This window comes from Tahibacter harae (genome assembly GCF_024437735.1).
In the GTDB taxonomy this organism is placed as follows: Bacteria; Pseudomonadota; Gammaproteobacteria; order Xanthomonadales; family Rhodanobacteraceae; genus Tahibacter; species Tahibacter harae.
The window spans coordinates 15,234-30,665 of sequence record NZ_JANFQO010000023.1; the positions used below are offsets into that span (position 1 = coordinate 15,234).

Below are 15,432 nucleotides of genomic sequence, written 5' to 3' on the forward strand. Positions count from 1 at the left end.
ACCCAGAATCCCCAGTCCCGCCCCTCAGAAACACGCCACCGGCTGCTCCTTCAGGTCGATCAGATCCGGCAGCTGCTCGCGCCAGTTCACCGGCCGCTGCGGATCCTCGGCGAAATCGACCCAGTACACCGGCAGGTCCTCGGTACGCTGCAGCATCTGCGGCGCGAAGCCCAGGCCGGCGATCTCGGTGCGGCGGCGCTCGGCGTTGGCCTGTTCGCGGAACAGGCCCAGCGAGATGGTGTTCTGCTGGTCGCCGGCGGTGACTACGTAATAGTCGCGCACGCCGCGGGCGGACAGCTGCCGCGCCACGCCCAGGGCCTGCTCGCGCGAGGCCATGGCCGGAATGAATACCCAATAGCCCCGCGGCTGGGTGGTGCGCGCCTCGCGGTACTGGATGCGGCGCACGCGGGTGGTGAGCTTGTTCATGGCCGCACGCATGTCGGCCTGGGTGGCGAACGGGCCTATGCTGCGGCACTGCTCGGGCACGTTGCTTTCCGCCGGCGCCTCGGCCAGCTCGGCGCTGGCGGCTTCGCCCGGGCGCTCGCGTTCGGCCAGCAGTTCCAGCCGGGCGATGCCCGGGTCGGTCGCCGCCAGTTCGGTCTCGACGCTGCGGGGCGCGAAATACAGCCAGCTCGCGACACCGACATTCATCGCCAGCAGCAGCATGAACAATACGCGCAGGAACATCCGTAGGCGTCAGGCGTGGCGGGAGTCGGGGGATTCTACCGGTTCGCCGCCGGCCAGACAGGCCAGGCCGCGCAGTACCAGGTCGGGCTCCAGCCGCACCGGACACGGCAGCAGCGGCGCCAGTTCGGCCGCCGCGCCGCCGGCCAATACCAGCCCGACTGCGCCGTCCAGGCGCGCGCGCACCTGTGCGTGGAAGCGTTCGACCAGGGCCGCAGCGGCGAGCCAGCAACCGGAACGCACGGCATCCTCGGTGTCGTCGGCCAGCTCGACGATGCGCGCAGCGTCCGAGGCGCTGACCCGCGCCGTGGCGCCGAGCAGGGCCTGCTGCATCAGCGCCGGGCTGGGTGCGATCAGGCCGCCCAGATGGCGCCCGTCGGCGGCCAGTGCGTCCAGCACCAGCGCCGTGCCCACGCTGGCCAGCACCACCGCGCCGCGCCGCTGCGCATGCAGCGCAATCAGCGCGACAAAGCGGTCGACGCCGAGCTTTTCCGGCCGCGCATAGGCCACGCGCACACCGCAGGCTGCGGCCTTGGTGGCGATGAATTCGGGCTGCACGCCGAAACGCGCACGCACGGCCTGGACCAGTTCGGCCTCCAGGCGCGGCCTGCCCACCGAGGAAACCAGCACGCGCTGCACCGGCGGCGCCTCGACCCAGGCCTGCTCCAGCTCGCGCAGCAGCGGACGCGAATGATCCACGGGAACGCCGGGATGCAGGGCGGCGCCCTGCTGCAGCGCCCATTTCAGCCGCGTATTGCCCAGATCCACCAGCAGGTTCATGCCTTGCGCACCGTCACTTCCGCGCTGTCGAAGCTGCGGATGGTAGCGCCCTCGCGCAGCAGCAGGGCGCCGCGCGCATCGACCCCTGCCCCTGTGCCCTGGCACTGGCCGCGCCCGTCGCTGAGGGTAAGCGCGGCATCGCGCAGCAGATCGCGCTGCTCGAAGTCGGCGCGCAGCGCGGCAAAGCCTTCGCGCTCGAACAGGTCCAGCACGGCGACCAGTTCGTCCAGCAGCGCCGCGACCACCGCATTGCGCGGCGGCAGCGCGGCGCAGACCGAGGCCAGGTCGGCCACCGGCTGGTCTATCTCCGCGCGCACCGCGTCGGGCAGGTACAGATTCACGCCTATGCCGATCACCGCATGGCAGGGACCGAGGAATTCGCCGCCCAGCTCGACCAGGATGCCGGCCAGCTTGCCCGTGGGCGCAAGCACGTCGTTCGGCCATTTCAGGCCGAGACCCCGGGCGCCGCAGCGCTCCAGTGCGCGCGCCACGCCCACGCCCACGGCCAGGCTCAGCCCGGCCAGGCTGCCCATGCCCTGGGCGAAGCGCCTGAGCAGGGACAAATACACATTGCACAAAGGCGGCGAACGCCACACCCGGCCGCGGCGGCCGCGGCCGGCGCTCTGCTGCTCGGCCAGGCAGACGGCGAGATCGCCGCGCGCGGCCGCGCTGCGCAGCAGTTCGCTGCTGGTGGAATCAATCTCCCAATGCACGTCGATCCCGCCCAGGCGCTCGCGCAGCGGCGGCGCGAGGGCCGCACGTATGGCCGCCGCGTCGAGCAATTGCAGCGGCTGGGCCAAGCGGTAGCCGCGGCCGGCGACGGCTTCGATGGGCAGGCCGGCGGCGCGCAGTTCGTCCAGGCGCTTCCACACGGCCGCGCGGGTGACGCCGAAGCGCTGCGCCAGCTCGCTGCCCGAGCAGACCGCGCCTTCGGCCAGCGCGGCGACCAGGTCGCGGGCCTGCATCAGCGCCGGCCGAAGGCGCGGGCGAGCACGCGCGCGCGCTCGAAGCGGTGCTCGGTGCCGCGGCACAGCCGCCACAGATTGCCGCTGTGGGTGAGCACCAGCAGCACGGTGCAGGCCAATGCATAAGTGCGCAGATCCGTGATGCCGGGCGCGATCCAGGCCACGACCGGCGCCAGCGACAGCGCCGCAACCACGGTGGCCAGGCCGACATAGCCGGTCCAGCCCAGCACGCCCAGCCACAGCAGCAGTACCGGCGGCAGGCCCAGCGGGCACAGCACCAGGAAGGTGCCGACCACCGTGGCCGCGCCCTTGCCGCCGCGGAAGCCGTAGTACAGCGGCAGCACATGGCCTATCGCCGCGGCGAAACCGCAGGCCAGGGCTTCGACGTAGCGGCCGGGCGAGGATTCCAGCGTCGGGACCAGCAGCGCCAGCCACACCGCCAGCGCGCCCTTGCTCACATCGATCAGCACCACGCCCAGGGCGAAACGCCAGCCGCGCGTGCGCAGCGCATTGGTGCCGCCGGCGTTGCCGCTGCCGGCTTCGCGGATATCGAAACCGGCCCGGCGGCCCAGCAGCAGGCTGCCGGAGACCGATCCCAGCAGATACGCCACCACCACCTTGAGGATCAAGACCAGCATCGGAGCCCGCGTCCCGTTCGAGGAAACGCCAGCCTACGCCGGCGTTCCCGCACTGTCTGCGCTCAGGCGCGCGCTTTCAGCGCCGCGACCGCCGGCAGTTCCTTGCCTTCGAGGAATTCCAGGAAGGCGCCGCCGCCGGTGGAGATATAGCTGATGCGGTCTTCCACGCCGTACTTTTCCACCGCGGCCAGGGTGTCGCCGCCGCCGGCGATGGAGAACGCCGACGAATCGGCGATGGCCTGAGCCAGCACCTGGGTGCCGCGGCCGAAGGCGTCGAACTCGAACACGCCGACCGGGCCGTTCCACACCACGCTGCCGGCCTTGGCGATCAGCGCCGCGTAGGCCGCGGCGGTCTGCGGGCCTATGTCGAGGATCATGTCCTCGGCCGTCACCGCATCCACCGGCTTGACCGTCGCCGGAGCGTCCGCGGCGAAGGCCGGGGCGACCACGACATCGCTGGGAATCGGCACTTCCGCGCCGCGCGCCTTGGCCGCGGCGATGATCTGGCGCGCGGTGTCGAGCAGGTCGTTCTCCACCAGCGACTTGCCCACGGCATGGCCGGCCGCGGCGATGAAGGTGTTGGCGATGCCGCCGCCGACGATGAGCTGGTCCACCTTGCCGGTGAGGGTCTGCAGCAGCTCCAGCTTGGTCGAGACCTTGGAGCCGGCGACGATGGCCAGCAGCGGCCGCTGCGGGTTTTCCAGCGCCTTGGCCAGCGCGTCCAGCTCGGCCATCAGCAGCGGGCCGCCGCAGGCGACCTTGGCCGCGCGGATCACGCCGTGAGTCGAGGCCTGGGCGCGGTGGGCGGTGCCGAAGGCGTCCATCACGAACACGTCGCAGAGCGCCGCGTATTTGGCGCTGAGTTCGGCCGAATCCTTGCCCTCGCCCACGTTCATGCGGCAGTTCTCCAGCAGCACGACTTCGCCCGCGCCCACGTCGACGCCGCCGAGGTAGTCGCGCAGCAGCTTCACCTCGGTACCCAGGGCCTGGCTCAGCCAGGCGGCGACCGGGGCCAGCGAATCGGCCTGGCTGAACTGGCCTTCGGTCGGCCGGCCCAGATGCGACATCACCATCACCGCCGCACCGGCCTCGCGCGCCAGGCGGATGGTCGGCAGCGCAGCGTCCAGGCGCTGGGTCGCCGTGATGCGGCCGTCCTTGATCGGCACGTTGAGGTCTTCGCGGATCAGCACGCGCTTGCCGCGCAGGTCGAGGTCGGTCATGCGGAGGATGGACATGGGCTTCCTTGAGGCTGGAGGGGAATACGCGGGCCGCAGCCGCGGCAACCGGCCCGGCGCGCGCCGATGGCGCCGCGGACCGGCGCGGCGCACCGGAAAAACCATGAATTACAGCGGCGCGGGGCGCGCTTTGCAAATTGCCGCCGGCCACCCGGACGCAAACGCCGGCGGGAACGGGCCGCCGGCCGCGGCGCCGCCGCCGGCGCAAGGTCTGCAGGAGGTGCGGCCGCCGCCTTCGGGGGCGGCGATGCCATCCGGCCACGGCCGGGGCCGTGCTACGGCCGCGCTGCGCGCCGCGGGCGCGGCGGATGCACGCCTGCGCGGCAGTTTCCAGCCGCCATAAGTCTAAGCCGCCGCCGCTTGAAAGCCCGGCCGGGCGCCACTATGCGCACTGCTTTCCGCTGCCCGGCCCGCTCATGCAACTCGTACTGTTCGACCTCGATGGCACGCTGATCCACTCCGAAGCCGGCATCGTCGGTTCACTGCGCCACGCTCTGGCCAGCCTCGGCCACGAGGCGCCGCCGCTGGAAGAACTGCGCCGCTGGATAGGCCCGCCGCTGCGGCAGAGCTTCCCGCAGGTGATCGGCGACGACCCGGGACGGGTCGAGCAGGCCGTGGCCCATTACCGCGAGCGCTTCGACAGCGTGGGCTGGCGCGAGCACGAGGTCTATGCCGGCATACCCGAGCTGATCGAAACCCTGGCCGCGCAGGGACGCCAGCTCGCCATCGTCACCACCAAGCTGCGCGAGCAGGCCCTGCGCATCGTCGAGCACCTGCCCTTCGGCCGGCATTTCCACGCCGTCTACGCGCCGACCGGCGAAGGCCGCCATTCGGAGAAGGCCGAAATGATCGCGCGCGCCCTGGCCGATTTCCGCCGTCCCGCCGACAGCGCCGCGATGATCGGCGACCGGCATTTCGACATCGAAGGCGCCCGCGCCAACGGCGTGCGGGCCCTGGGCGTGGCCTGGGGCTTCGGCGGCCGCGAGGAACTCGCCGCGGCCGGCGCCGATGCCATTGCGGAACAGCCCGGCGAGCTACTGGGCCTGGTCACGCGCAAGGCCCGGGCAGCCTGATTCCCGCCCGGTCCGGCGGCGCGGTTGCGCACCGCCGGACCGGCGCAAGCGCGTTACAGCGAAACCGCGTCCTGGCGGTATTCGAAATAGAACCACCAGCCGCTTTCGCCGTTGCGCGTGTCCACGCCGCCGGCCACGTCGGCCTTGCAGCTGCCGGCACCGCCGGGCAGCAGCGAGGCCAGGCTGCGGCTGCTGCCGTTGATGTCGACCATGATGGTCGCCGCATCGCTGGCGCGCAGGAAACCGCGCATCAGGCCGCCGCCGGTGGAACCCGTGGCCGCCGGCAGCGGCGCGGCGAAGGCCGTGCCCAGCAGCGGAATATCGACCGCGCCTGCGTCCAGCACGATATCGGCCGCGCTGCTGACGTAGCAGATGCCGCCGGGCTGGGGCACCGGCGCCCCCGAACCCCAGCTGCTGGTGGTGCCGGCCAGCGGTTCCAGGCAATGCTGGGCCGGCGTGGCGCTGAGATCGAACACCGCGTGCCGCCGCACTGACGCCGCCGGGCCGGTGTCGGGGCTGCAGATCCGCGGCGTCGCCACGGTGCAGCTGCCGCTGGTGCTGGTGGTCACGCCCGGCCGGGCGCCGTTGTCCAGCGGCCGGAACAGCAGCAGCGGACTGGTATCGAGCAGGCCGTCGGCATTGCTGTCGGCGGCCAGGTTCGCCGCGATCTGCGCATTCAGGCCCAGGCTGGGCACATCGGTCGCATCGGTGCACAGCGTGCTGCCGGCCACCTGCACCGGTACAAATACGTGCGGATCGCGCAGTTGCAGCTGGCCGAGGCGGTAGATGCTGCTCGCGGGCGACTCGAAGCCATCGCCGAAATCGAACAGCAGCGGCACTTCGGCCGCCTGGGCGGCACCGGCAAGGGCGCAGGAAGCAAACAGGAACGCGACACGCAGGGACATGGCAGCGGCCTCGGCTGGAAAAGGTGCGTAACTGTAACCAAGCCGCGCGCCGCTGGCGCGGCCGGCTGCGCCGCCCCTGCGGACGATGCACCGGACCGCGCCGGGGAAAGCGCCAGCGTTTCCCGCACCGCGGCGTGCATGCCTCGCACAGCGCAGGACGCCGTGCCGTCGGTTTGCCCGTTTGCGGCAATCGCAACCCTGCGGAAATTGCCGCGAAAACCGCATCACTCCCGCTGGAAACCGTAGCGGAAGATCAGATCGTCGCCGGTGGAAACCGAGACTTCCTGCGGCCCTATGTCGATGGGCCCCGGCGAGTTCGGAAATGCGGCCAGGTCTATCAGGCGGAAGTTGCCCCCCAACATCGGTGCCCGGCGCGCCGCTTCCGTCGGAGGAAGTCGGGTATTCGGTCAGGCAGCGGTCGACCACGGGGCTGAAGCGGCTGCCGTTGCTGGCGAACACCCGGCAGTCATCGCCACGCTGGCGGAATAGCGGATCGCCGGTGCTGGTGCTACGGCGCCGCCGTTCTGCCCAACGGCGGGCCGTCACTGCGCCGCACCAGCAGTTCCAGCTCGATCGCCTCGGCGGGATTCGCACTGTCGAAGCGCAGGCTGCCGGCCTCGCCGTCGCGCAGCCAGATTTCCGGGTGGGCGACGGCGCGGCCGTCGCGCTGCAGCGTCGCGACCAGGCGTATTGTGTCGGCCGATACCGGCGTGGCCACGAATTCAGCCTGCCAGCGCGGTACGCCGGTGTCGCTGGCTACGGCGAAACGCTCGCCGAAGCGGTTGACCAGGCGCACCGGCCGCGCGTCCTTGCCCGGCGCGCGCAGCACGATCTGCGCGTCGACGAAGCCGGCCGCCGCCGGCGGCTGCGCGGCCCAGACCACGGCGGCCGTCAGCAATGCCAGCAGTGCCGCACCCGCCGCGCCAAGACGGCGGCGATATTTTCCAATTGACTGATTATTCAACATATGGATTCTCTGCTTGAGCGGATGGACTGAACGCCAACCGCAGCCCAGCGCGCCTTGCCCTTGCCTGGGCGCCGCTTCGCCGAGCTGGGCTTTCAGCATCGCGCCGGCATAGCACCGCCGCGCTTGCGGAAATCGGGCCGCGACTGCAGCGTCGCAGGCCAGTTCCTGGTCCTGGCGCAGGCGGGTCGCGGCGAAATGCAGCAAAGGGTTGAACCAGAACAGGCCGCGCAGCAGCAGCGCCGCCGCATTCGCGAACAGGTCGCCGCGGCGCAGATGCACGATTTCGTGGGCCAGGATCAGGCGCCGCTCGCGTGCCTCGTAGCGCCGGCGGAAATCCGCCGGCAACACCACGCGGGGCCGCAGCAGGCCGAGCAGGCAGGGGCCGCCTTCGCCGCGCAGCACCGGCCCGCGCCACGGGCGCAGACGCAGTCCGCGGCGGAAACGCCGCTGGTGCAGCGCGGACAGCAGCAGAAAGCCCAGCGCACCGGCCAGCCAGAGCGCGCCCAGCGGCGACGCCGGCAATAGCGCCACCGCGCGGCCCGAAGCCGCGAGCAGATCGCCGGCGCCGGCAACACCCGGCACTACGGCGACGGACAACGGCCGCGACAGCCGCATCAGCGGCAGCAGCGCCGCGAGCAGCGCCGCCGGCACCGTCCACCAGGCGCGGTAGGCCGCCAGGGCACCGCCGGCGCGACGCAGCGGCCTGCGCAGCAGCAGCACGGCCAATGCCGCCACGCTGACGGCGAGATTGGCGCCGCTCAGCGCCTGCAGCCAGGCACTATTCGTCATCGGGCAGCTCGGCGATCAGGCGCTTGAGTTCGGCGATATCGGCGGCGCCAAGTTTCTGCCGGGCGGAAAAATGCGCGACCAGCGGCGCGAGGCGGCCGTCGAACAGGCGATCCAGCAGGTCCTTGCTCTGCGCGTGCACATAGGCTTCGCGCTGCAACAGCGGGCTGTAGAGATAGCGCCGGCCTTCCTTGACCGCGGCGATTGCGCCCTTGTTGAGCAGGCGGTTGAGCAAGGTCTTGACCGTGGCTTCCTGCCACTGCCGCGCCGCGCCGAGCGCGGCGGCGATTTCCTCGGCGGTCAACGGGTGCCGCTCCCACAGCACTTGCATGACGGCACTTTCGGCTTCGCTGATGGGCATAGGGATTACATGCGTAAACGATAATTCATTTACGCATGTAATCGATGGCAGCGCAAGAGGCCGCGGCAGTCAGGCCGCGGCCGGGCTCATTTCTCCACGAACGCCCGCTCGATCACGTAATCCCCCGGCGTGCCTATGCGCGGCGACACCACGAAGCCGCGGCTGTCGAGCAGTTGCGACAGCGAGGCCAGCATGGCCGGGCTGCCGCAGATCATGGCGCGGTCGTGGGCAGGATCGAGCGGCGGCAGGCCGATGTCAGCGCAGAGCTTGCCGCTGGCCAGCAGTTCGTCCAGGCGGCCCTGGTGGTGGAAGGGCTCGCGCGTGACGGTGGGGTAGTAGATCAGCTTGTCGCGCACCAGTTCGCCCAGGTACTCGTGCTGCGGCAACTCGTGTTCGAGGTAGTCGCGGTAGGCCAGGTCGTTGACGTGGCGCACGCCGTGCGTCAGCACGACCTTGTCGAAGCGCTCGTAGGTTTCCGGATCGCGCACCAGGGACAGGAACGGGGCCAGCCCCGTTCCCGTGGACAGCAGGTACAGATGCTTCGCCGGCTTGAGATCGTGCAGCAGCAGGGTGCCGGTGGGCTTCCTGCTGATGAGGATCTCGTCGCCCTCCTTCAGGTGCTGCAGGCGCGAGGTGAGCGGACCGTTGGGCACCTTGATGCTGAAGAACTCCAGGTGTTCCTCGTAGTTGGCGCTGGCCACGCTGTAGGCGCGCACCAGCGGCCGGCCTTCGTTCATCAGGCCGATCATCAGGAACTGGCCGTTCTCGAAGCGCAGGCCGGCGTCGCGGGTGCAGGTGAAGCTGAAAAGGTGCTCGTTCCAGTGCCGTACCGCCAGCACGTGTTCCGTTTCAAATGCCGCCATTTCAGATCCGCGCCTTCACCGCATCGACGATGCGCTCCACGCTGAAACCGAAATGCGCGAACAGCTTGTCCGCCGGCGCCGAGGCGCCGAAGCTGGCAATGCCGATCACTTCGCCGTCCAGGCCGACATACTTGCGCCAGAAATCCGGATGCGCGGCTTCCACCGCCACGCGCGCGCGACACCAGGACGGCAGCACGGATTCGCGGTATTCCGGCGGCTGCGCATCGAACTGCTCGGTGCAGGGCATGGACACGACACGCACGCGCACGCCCTGCTGTTCCAGGGTGCGCATGGCGTCCATGGCCAGGCCGACTTCGGAGCCGGTGGCGATCAGGATGGCCTGGAACTTGGCGTCGTTGGGATCGCTGAGCACATAGCCGCCGCGCGCGATGTCGCCGACCTGCTCGGCCGTGCGCAGCTGGTGCTGCAGGTTCTGGCGCGAGAACACCAGGCAGGACGGGCCTTCGCGGCGTTCGATCGCCGATTTCCAGCTCACCGCCGATTCCACCGCGTCGCAGGGACGCCAGACGCGGTTGTTGGGGATGTAGCGCAGGCTGGCGAGGTGCTCGATGGGCTGGTGGGTGGGGCCGTCCTCGCCCAGGCCGATGGAATCGTGGGTGTAGACGTGGATGGCGTGGGCCGGGATCAGCGCCGACATGCGCACGGCGTTGCGCGCGTAGTCGGAGAACACCAGGAAGGTCGCGTCGTAGGGAATGAAGCCGCCGTGCAGGGCCATGCCGTTGGCGATCGCGGTCATGCCGAACTCGCGCACGCCGAAATACACGTAATTGGCATTGGCGTCGCCGGAATTGACATCCTTGGAACCTTTCCACAAGGTCAAATTGGAATGGGCCAGGTCGGCCGAGCCGCCGATCAGCTCCGGCAGCTTGGGACCGAAGGCTTCCAGCGCCATCTGCGAGGCCTTGCGCGAGGCGACCACCGGCCCCTCGGCCTGCAGCCTGGCGATGTAGGCGTCGGCGTGGGCGCTCCAGTCGGCCGGCAGTTCGTTGTTGAGACGGCGCTCGAATTCGGCGGCCAGGTCCGGATGCACGTTGCGGTAGCGCTCGAACAGCGCGTTCCAGCGCGTCTCGCGCTCGGCGCCGCGGGCTTCGGCATTCCAGGCGTGGTAGATGGTGTCGGGGATGACGAAGGGCTCGTGGTTCCAGCCCAGCTTCTCGCGCGTCAGCGCGATCTCGTCCTTGCCCAGCGGCGCGCCGTGCGCGCCTTCGGTGTTCTGCTTGTTGGGCGCGCCGTAGCCGATGACGGTCTTGCAGCAGATCAGGGTCGGCTTGTCGGCATCGACGCCGGCGGAGACGATGGCGGCCTTGATCGCCTCGGGATTGTGGCCGTCGACGTCGCGGATCACTTCCCAGCCGTAGGCCTCGAAGCGCGCGGCGGTGTCGTCGGTGAACCAGCCGCCGACCTTGCCGTCGATGGAGATGTTGTTGTCGTCGTACAGCGCGATCAGCTTGCCCAGCTTGAAGGTGCCGGCCAGCGAGCAGGCTTCGTGCGAGATGCCTTCCATCAGGCAGCCGTCGCCGAGGAAGACGTAGGTGTAGTGGTCGACCACGGCGTAGTCGGGCCGGTTGAAGCGCGCCGCGAGCACCTTCTCCGCCAGCGCCATGCCGACGGCGTTGGCCAGGCCCTGGCCAAGCGGGCCGGTAGTGGTTTCCACGCCTGGGGTCTCGTGCCGCTCGGGGTGGCCGGCGGTGCGCGAATGCAGCTGGCGGAAGCGCTTGAGTTCACTGATCGGCAGGTCATAGCCGGTCAGGTGCAGCAGCGAGTACAGCAGCATGGAACCGTGGCCGTTGGACAGCACGAAGCGGTCGCGGTTGAACCACTGCGGGTTCTTGGGGTTGTGGCTGAGGAAGTCGTTCCACAGCACTTCGGCGATGTCGGCCATGCCCATGGGCATGCCCGGATGACCGGACTTGGCAGCTTCGACCGCATCCATGGACAGCGCACGGATGGCGTTGGCGAGTTCTTTACGGCTAGACATGGGCAGACCCGGCGGAGATGAAGACGCTGGCGGCAGCCTGGAACCGGCCCGGGCGGGCCTGGGCTGCCGCAAAGGGCCGCTATTGTCGCCCAAGCGCCGCGGAAAGTCGCCCGTTGCGGGCGCGCCGGCGCGGGCAGATTGCCGCAGGGTGCGCGGCGCTTATGCCCTGGACAGGGCCGCGCGGCTGTGGCCGCGGCGTGTGGAGGCCAGGCCGCCCGCGTCAGCGGCCTGCGTCGAGGCAGCGGCGACTTCACCGCCGCCGCGGCGGCTAGAACTCCGCGCGCCGGGCCTTGCCCCCGATCACGCTGAGCCGCGGCGCCTGGCGCTGCGGCGGCCGCGCCGGCGCGACCCGGGCCAGCAGATCGGCGATGCCGCAGGCCGGCAGGGCGCTGAACACGCGCGCCAGCGGGCGCAGGTCGGCCAGCAGGAAGACGCTGATATAGGGCGTCTGCAACAGGCGGCGCGCGCCGAAGCCCAGCGACAGCGATTCCAGCGCACTGCCGCGCGGCACCCACCACAGCGCCCGGCTCACGCCCTGGCCCTGAGCCAGGTCCAGCAAGGGCTTGAGCAGCTGCTTGAGCGGGGTGAAACCGCGGCGGTAGCGCGAGGCCAGGCCTATGCCGCCGACGGCGAGCACCGCCGCGTCGCCGACATGGGCATTGGCGCGGCGTTCCAGCACGCGCCAGTCCTCGCTGCCCAGATGGGCCAGCGCCGGCACCTGGCGGAAATGCTGCAAGGTCTCGTCCAGCGCGCCCAGCCGGCCCCAGGCGTAGCCGCCGACGCCGCCCTCGGGCGTGGCCAGCAGCGCGGCGGTGCAATGTCCGCAGAGTTCGCGCGCCAGCCGGCGCGCGAAGGCCGCCGGGGTGTCCGGATCCGGCAGCTGCACCGGGCGCATGAGATCGTGGTGCAGCCGGCAGAATTCGTCGACATAGCCCAGCCGGTCCAGCGTATGGACGCTGTCGTACAGGGCCACGCCGTGGCTGGGTTCCTGGGCACGCGCCTTGCGCAGGCGCCAGGCCTGCCAACGCCAGAACCCGCGTACCCGCCAGCCGGGAAAGGTGAGCGCGGCATGTGCCGCCGCGGAAGGAACTGCACCGGCAAGATCGACCGGATGGGCTGCCATGACAGGTCTCCCCTGAAGAGACGTCAGCAACACGTTTGCCTGCGGAAAGCCACTATCCCGCTGTTGCCGCGGGCCGGCAAGTAAACAAAAGGTACGTGGCCGTACCGGCACGGCGCCGCGCTTCCGGCCGCCGCGGCGGGCACGCCGCGGCGACGGGCCGGCCCGCATCGGCAGCGGAACATCGGCGCACCGCCGCCGCCCTGCACTTCGCCGCAAGAAGCTGAAATTCCGATAGTTTCTTCAGCGCGCCGCGGTGACCGGCTGCAACTGGCGGCTCAGATCGCGCAGCCGTGCGCGCGGCACCGAGGCTTCGGCGAAGACCTGCTCCACCGCGGCGCGGTGGGCCGCGAACAGGCCGCGCGCCTCGTCCGCCTGGCCTTCGGCGGCCAGCACCCAGGCCAGTTCCAGCGCCGCGGCCGCGGTCAGCGGGTGCTGTTTGCCGAAGCCTTCGCCCAGCAGCGCGAACGCCTTGCGCAGCGGCGCGACCGCATCGGCCGGGCGCTGCCGCGCCAGCGCTTGGTTGGCACGCTCCTGAGCGCGCTGCACCAGCACGATGCGGTCGGTCTTCACTGTCGAGGCTTCCAGCGCGTCCAGCGCCGCGCCGGCTTCGTCCAGGCGGCCTTCGTGGCGCAGCAGCTCGGCCATCAGCAGCTGCGAGCGGCCGGTGTCGGCGTGGTTCGCATCCAGGCGCTTGATGCGCTCGGCCAGCGCGTGCTCGGCCAGCGGGCGCGCCTCGGCGGTACGCCGGGTGCGCATGAGCAGCCGGGCCAGATTGTGTTCGGCGCGCAGCACCAGGAAATCGTCCGCCGACAGCACGGCGCGGCGGCGCTGCAGGGATTCGCGGAACAGCGGTTCGGACGCGGCGTAGTCGCCGGTCTCGAACAGGGCCACGGCGAGATTGTTCAGCGGCTGCAGGTACAGCGCCGGCAGGCTTTGCGCATTGGCCGCGTGCAGGCGCATGGATTCGCGGTAGTTGCTGACCGCGTCGGCATAGCGCCCCACGTCCTGCATCAGCGAGCCCAGCTCGTTGTAGGACTTGGCCACGTTGCTGCTGTCGGCGCCCTCGCTCCTGGCCTGCAGTTCTATGCTGCGGCGGAACAGGGCCAGGCCTTCCTCGACCTGGCCTTTCTCCACCAGCGCCTCGGCATAGGTGCGCATGGTCAGCTGCACGGTGGGATGGTCGTCGTTGCCGTAGAACGCGCGCTTGCCGTCCAGGGTCTGGCGGTACAGCGCCAGGGCCTGGTCCAGCTTGCCCTGCTTGCGGAACACATCGGCCAGATTGTTCATGGACGAGAAGCGGTTCTCGGTGTCCAGGCGCTTGCGCACTTCCACCGCCTGTTCCAGATAGCGCTGGGCCTCGTCCAGCTGGCGGCTGTTGGCGCTCAGCACCACGCCCATGGTGTTCCAGGCATCGGCCAGGTCCAGCTCGTTGCGCGGCACGGCGGCCTCGCGCAGGGCCAGTGCGGCGTAGGCGCTGCGCTCGGCCTCGCGGTCCATGCCGTTGTTGGATTCCATCACCGCCAGATCGCCCAGCCCCTCGGCGCGGGCGGCGTCGTGCTCGCTGCCGGCGCGCTCCCACTGCGCCACGCCGGCGCGGTAGAGGTCGATGGAACGGCGCGGCTGGCCCAGCCGCTCCCAGGCCTGCGCCAGCACGTAGAGCAGGCGCGCCTTCACGCCGGGGCGGTCGGCGAGGCTGCCGTCCAGGCGCCGGGTGCTTTCCTCCAGCATCTCGCGCGCGCTGATGTCGCGCCGGCTGGGATTTTTCTCCGGATTGGCAAATTCAAAAATGGAAATAAGGAACTCGCTGACCTGGCGCGCGGTGTCGGCCTGCATGCGCGCCTCGCGCTCGGCGGCCAGGGCGCGGTCGCGCTCGTTGACCAGGCGCCAGCTGAACGCCAGGCCCATGACGACGATGGCGGCGGCCGCGGCGAACAGCGGCCAGCGCCGCCGCACCAGCCGGCCCAGGCGGTAGCGCAGCGTGGGGGCGCGCGCGTCGACGGGCTTGAGATCCAGATGGCGTTCGATGTCCGCCGCCAGTGCATCGGCCGAGGCGTAGCGCAGGCCGGGATGGGCCGCGGTGGCGCGCAGGATGATGGCATCGATGTCGCCGCGCAGTTCCTTGCGCCACTGGCAGTCCTCGCCGGCCAGTTCGCTGGGCCGGCGCAGCGCGCGCGACAGCTGGGTCACGGTGCGGTCGTCGGCGTCCAGGCGCGCCTTGCGCCCGCTGACCAGCTCGAACAGGATCAGACCCAGCGAATACACGTCGCTGGCGACGCTGACCGGCACGCCGGCCAGCTGTTCCGGGCTGGCATAGCCCGGTGTGTAGTAGGCGCCGCTGATGCGCTCGCGCGAACGGTCCAGCGCGCGGGCGATGCCGAAATCCAGCAGTACCGGCGAGCCATCCGGCCGCACCAGCACATTGGAGGGTTTCAGGTCGCAGTGCACGATCAGGCGCTGGTGGGCGAAGGCCACCGCGCGGCACACATTGCGGAACAGGCGCAGGCGCGCCTTCAGCCGCAGCCCCTGCTCCTGGCACCAGCGGTCGATGGCCACACCCTCGACATATTCCATGACCAGGTAGGGCTGGCCGCCGGGCGTGGCGCCGCCGTCGAGCAGGCGGGCGATATGCGGATGCTGCAGGCCGGCCAGGATCTGCCGCTCGGCCGCGAGCAGGGCCAGCGCATCCTCGGTGGGGATGCCGCGCAGCAGCTTGACCGCGGCCTGCTGCTCGAAATGGCCGTCGGCGCGCTCGGCGCGGTAGACCGCGCCCATGCCGCCGCTGGCCAGCTTCTGCACCAGGCGCCAGGCGCCGACGCGGTCGCCCACGTCCAGCTCGGTCTCCGGCATCTGCGCCAGTATCGCCGCCACCGGCGCGACCACACGCTGCAGGCCGCGGGTCTCCGCCGCGACCAGGGCCTCGACCTCGGCCGCCACGTCGGTATCGGCGCCGCTGGCTTCCAGGTGCAGGCGGCGCTGCTCCGGCGGCAGGTCGCAGACTTCCTCGAACAGCCGGCGCAGCTGGGCGAAGCGCGAGCCGGTCGGCATAGGCGCGC

15 protein-coding genes are annotated in these 15,432 nt (G+C 70.7%); 2 read left to right on the top strand and 13 right to left on the bottom strand.

The window, feature by feature from the left end; all coding sequences use genetic code 11:
* Window positions 1-24: 24 nt before the first annotated feature.
* The 5 genes from NM961_RS19735 to NM961_RS19755 all read right to left on the bottom strand — a co-directional run bounded on the left by NM961_RS19735 (window position 25) and on the right by NM961_RS19755 (window position 4,302).
* The gene (locus NM961_RS19735) at window positions 25-687 is read right to left on the bottom strand and encodes an SPOR domain-containing protein (RefSeq protein ID WP_255916139.1); all 663 of its coding nucleotides are present in this window, start codon (window positions 685-687) and stop codon (window positions 25-27) included.
* Between the two features lie 9 nt (window positions 688-696).
* On the bottom strand, window positions 697-1,464 hold the full coding sequence (locus tag NM961_RS19740) for a type III pantothenate kinase (protein WP_255916140.1): 768 nt from the start codon (window positions 1,462-1,464) through the stop codon (window positions 697-699).
* Window positions 1,461-2,429 (bottom strand): biotin--[acetyl-CoA-carboxylase] ligase, encoded by a 969-nt coding sequence (locus NM961_RS19745; protein WP_255916141.1) that lies wholly within the window; start codon window positions 2,427-2,429, stop codon window positions 1,461-1,463. The genes NM961_RS19740 and NM961_RS19745 overlap by 4 nt, the downstream gene beginning before the upstream one ends.
* The gene (gene plsY, locus NM961_RS19750) at window positions 2,429-3,067 is read right to left on the bottom strand and encodes a glycerol-3-phosphate 1-O-acyltransferase PlsY (protein WP_255916142.1); all 639 of its coding nucleotides are present in this window, start codon (window positions 3,065-3,067) and stop codon (window positions 2,429-2,431) included. Before plsY ends, NM961_RS19745 begins: the two co-directional genes overlap by 1 nt.
* A gap of 62 nt (window positions 3,068-3,129) precedes the next feature.
* Window positions 3,130-4,302 carry a phosphoglycerate kinase gene (locus NM961_RS19755; protein WP_255916143.1) on the bottom strand — a complete coding sequence of 391 codons (1,173 nt, stop codon included), beginning with the start codon at window positions 4,300-4,302 and terminating at the stop codon, window positions 3,130-3,132.
* Here NM961_RS19755 and NM961_RS19760 point away from each other — a divergent pair.
* Window positions 4,301-4,645 carry a hypothetical protein gene (locus tag NM961_RS19760; RefSeq protein ID WP_255916144.1) on the top strand — a complete coding sequence of 115 codons (345 nt, stop codon included), beginning with the start codon at window positions 4,301-4,303 and terminating at the stop codon, window positions 4,643-4,645. The genes NM961_RS19755 and NM961_RS19760 overlap by 2 nt on opposite strands.
* A gap of 73 nt (window positions 4,646-4,718) precedes the next feature.
* Window positions 4,719-5,375 (top strand): HAD hydrolase-like protein, encoded by a 657-nt coding sequence (locus tag NM961_RS19765; RefSeq protein WP_255916145.1) that lies wholly within the window; start codon window positions 4,719-4,721, stop codon window positions 5,373-5,375.
* Between the two features lie 53 nt (window positions 5,376-5,428).
* On the opposite strand, the gene NM961_RS19770 is transcribed toward NM961_RS19765, so the two are convergent.
* The 8 genes from NM961_RS19770 to NM961_RS19805 all read right to left on the bottom strand — a co-directional run bounded on the left by NM961_RS19770 (window position 5,429) and on the right by NM961_RS19805 (window position 15,424).
* On the bottom strand, window positions 5,429-6,280 hold the full coding sequence (locus NM961_RS19770; protein ID WP_255916146.1) for a hypothetical protein: 852 nt from the start codon (window positions 6,278-6,280) through the stop codon (window positions 5,429-5,431).
* Between the two features lie 224 nt (window positions 6,281-6,504).
* Window positions 6,505-6,642 carry a hypothetical protein gene (locus tag NM961_RS19775; RefSeq protein ID WP_255916147.1) on the bottom strand — a complete coding sequence of 46 codons (138 nt, stop codon included), beginning with the start codon at window positions 6,640-6,642 and terminating at the stop codon, window positions 6,505-6,507.
* A 146-nt stretch (window positions 6,643-6,788) separates the two neighbouring features.
* Window positions 6,789-8,036: a M56 family metallopeptidase gene (locus NM961_RS19780; RefSeq protein ID WP_255916148.1), complete on the bottom strand. Its 1,248-nt coding sequence runs from the start codon at window positions 8,034-8,036 to the stop codon at window positions 6,789-6,791.
* Complete coding sequence (locus NM961_RS19785; protein WP_255916149.1) at window positions 8,026-8,394, bottom strand: BlaI/MecI/CopY family transcriptional regulator; 369 nt, start codon at window positions 8,392-8,394, stop codon at window positions 8,026-8,028. Before NM961_RS19785 ends, NM961_RS19780 begins: the two co-directional genes overlap by 11 nt.
* Before the next feature lie 86 nt (window positions 8,395-8,480).
* A complete protein-coding gene (locus NM961_RS19790) occupies window positions 8,481-9,257 on the bottom strand; it encodes a ferredoxin--NADP reductase (RefSeq protein WP_255916150.1) in 777 nt (258 codons plus the stop codon).
* 1 nt (window position 9,258) lies between these two features.
* On the bottom strand, window positions 9,259-11,256 hold the full coding sequence (gene tkt / locus NM961_RS19795; protein ID WP_255916151.1) for a transketolase: 1,998 nt from the start codon (window positions 11,254-11,256) through the stop codon (window positions 9,259-9,261).
* A 268-nt stretch (window positions 11,257-11,524) separates the two neighbouring features.
* Window positions 11,525-12,379, bottom strand: a complete 855-nt coding sequence (locus NM961_RS19800) for a hypothetical protein (protein WP_255916152.1) — start codon at window positions 12,377-12,379, stop codon at window positions 11,525-11,527.
* Window positions 12,380-12,619: 240 nt separating this feature from the next.
* On the bottom strand, window positions 12,620-15,424 hold the full coding sequence (locus NM961_RS19805) for a serine/threonine-protein kinase (protein WP_255916153.1): 2,805 nt from the start codon (window positions 15,422-15,424) through the stop codon (window positions 12,620-12,622).
* Window positions 15,425-15,432 lie beyond the last annotated feature (8 nt).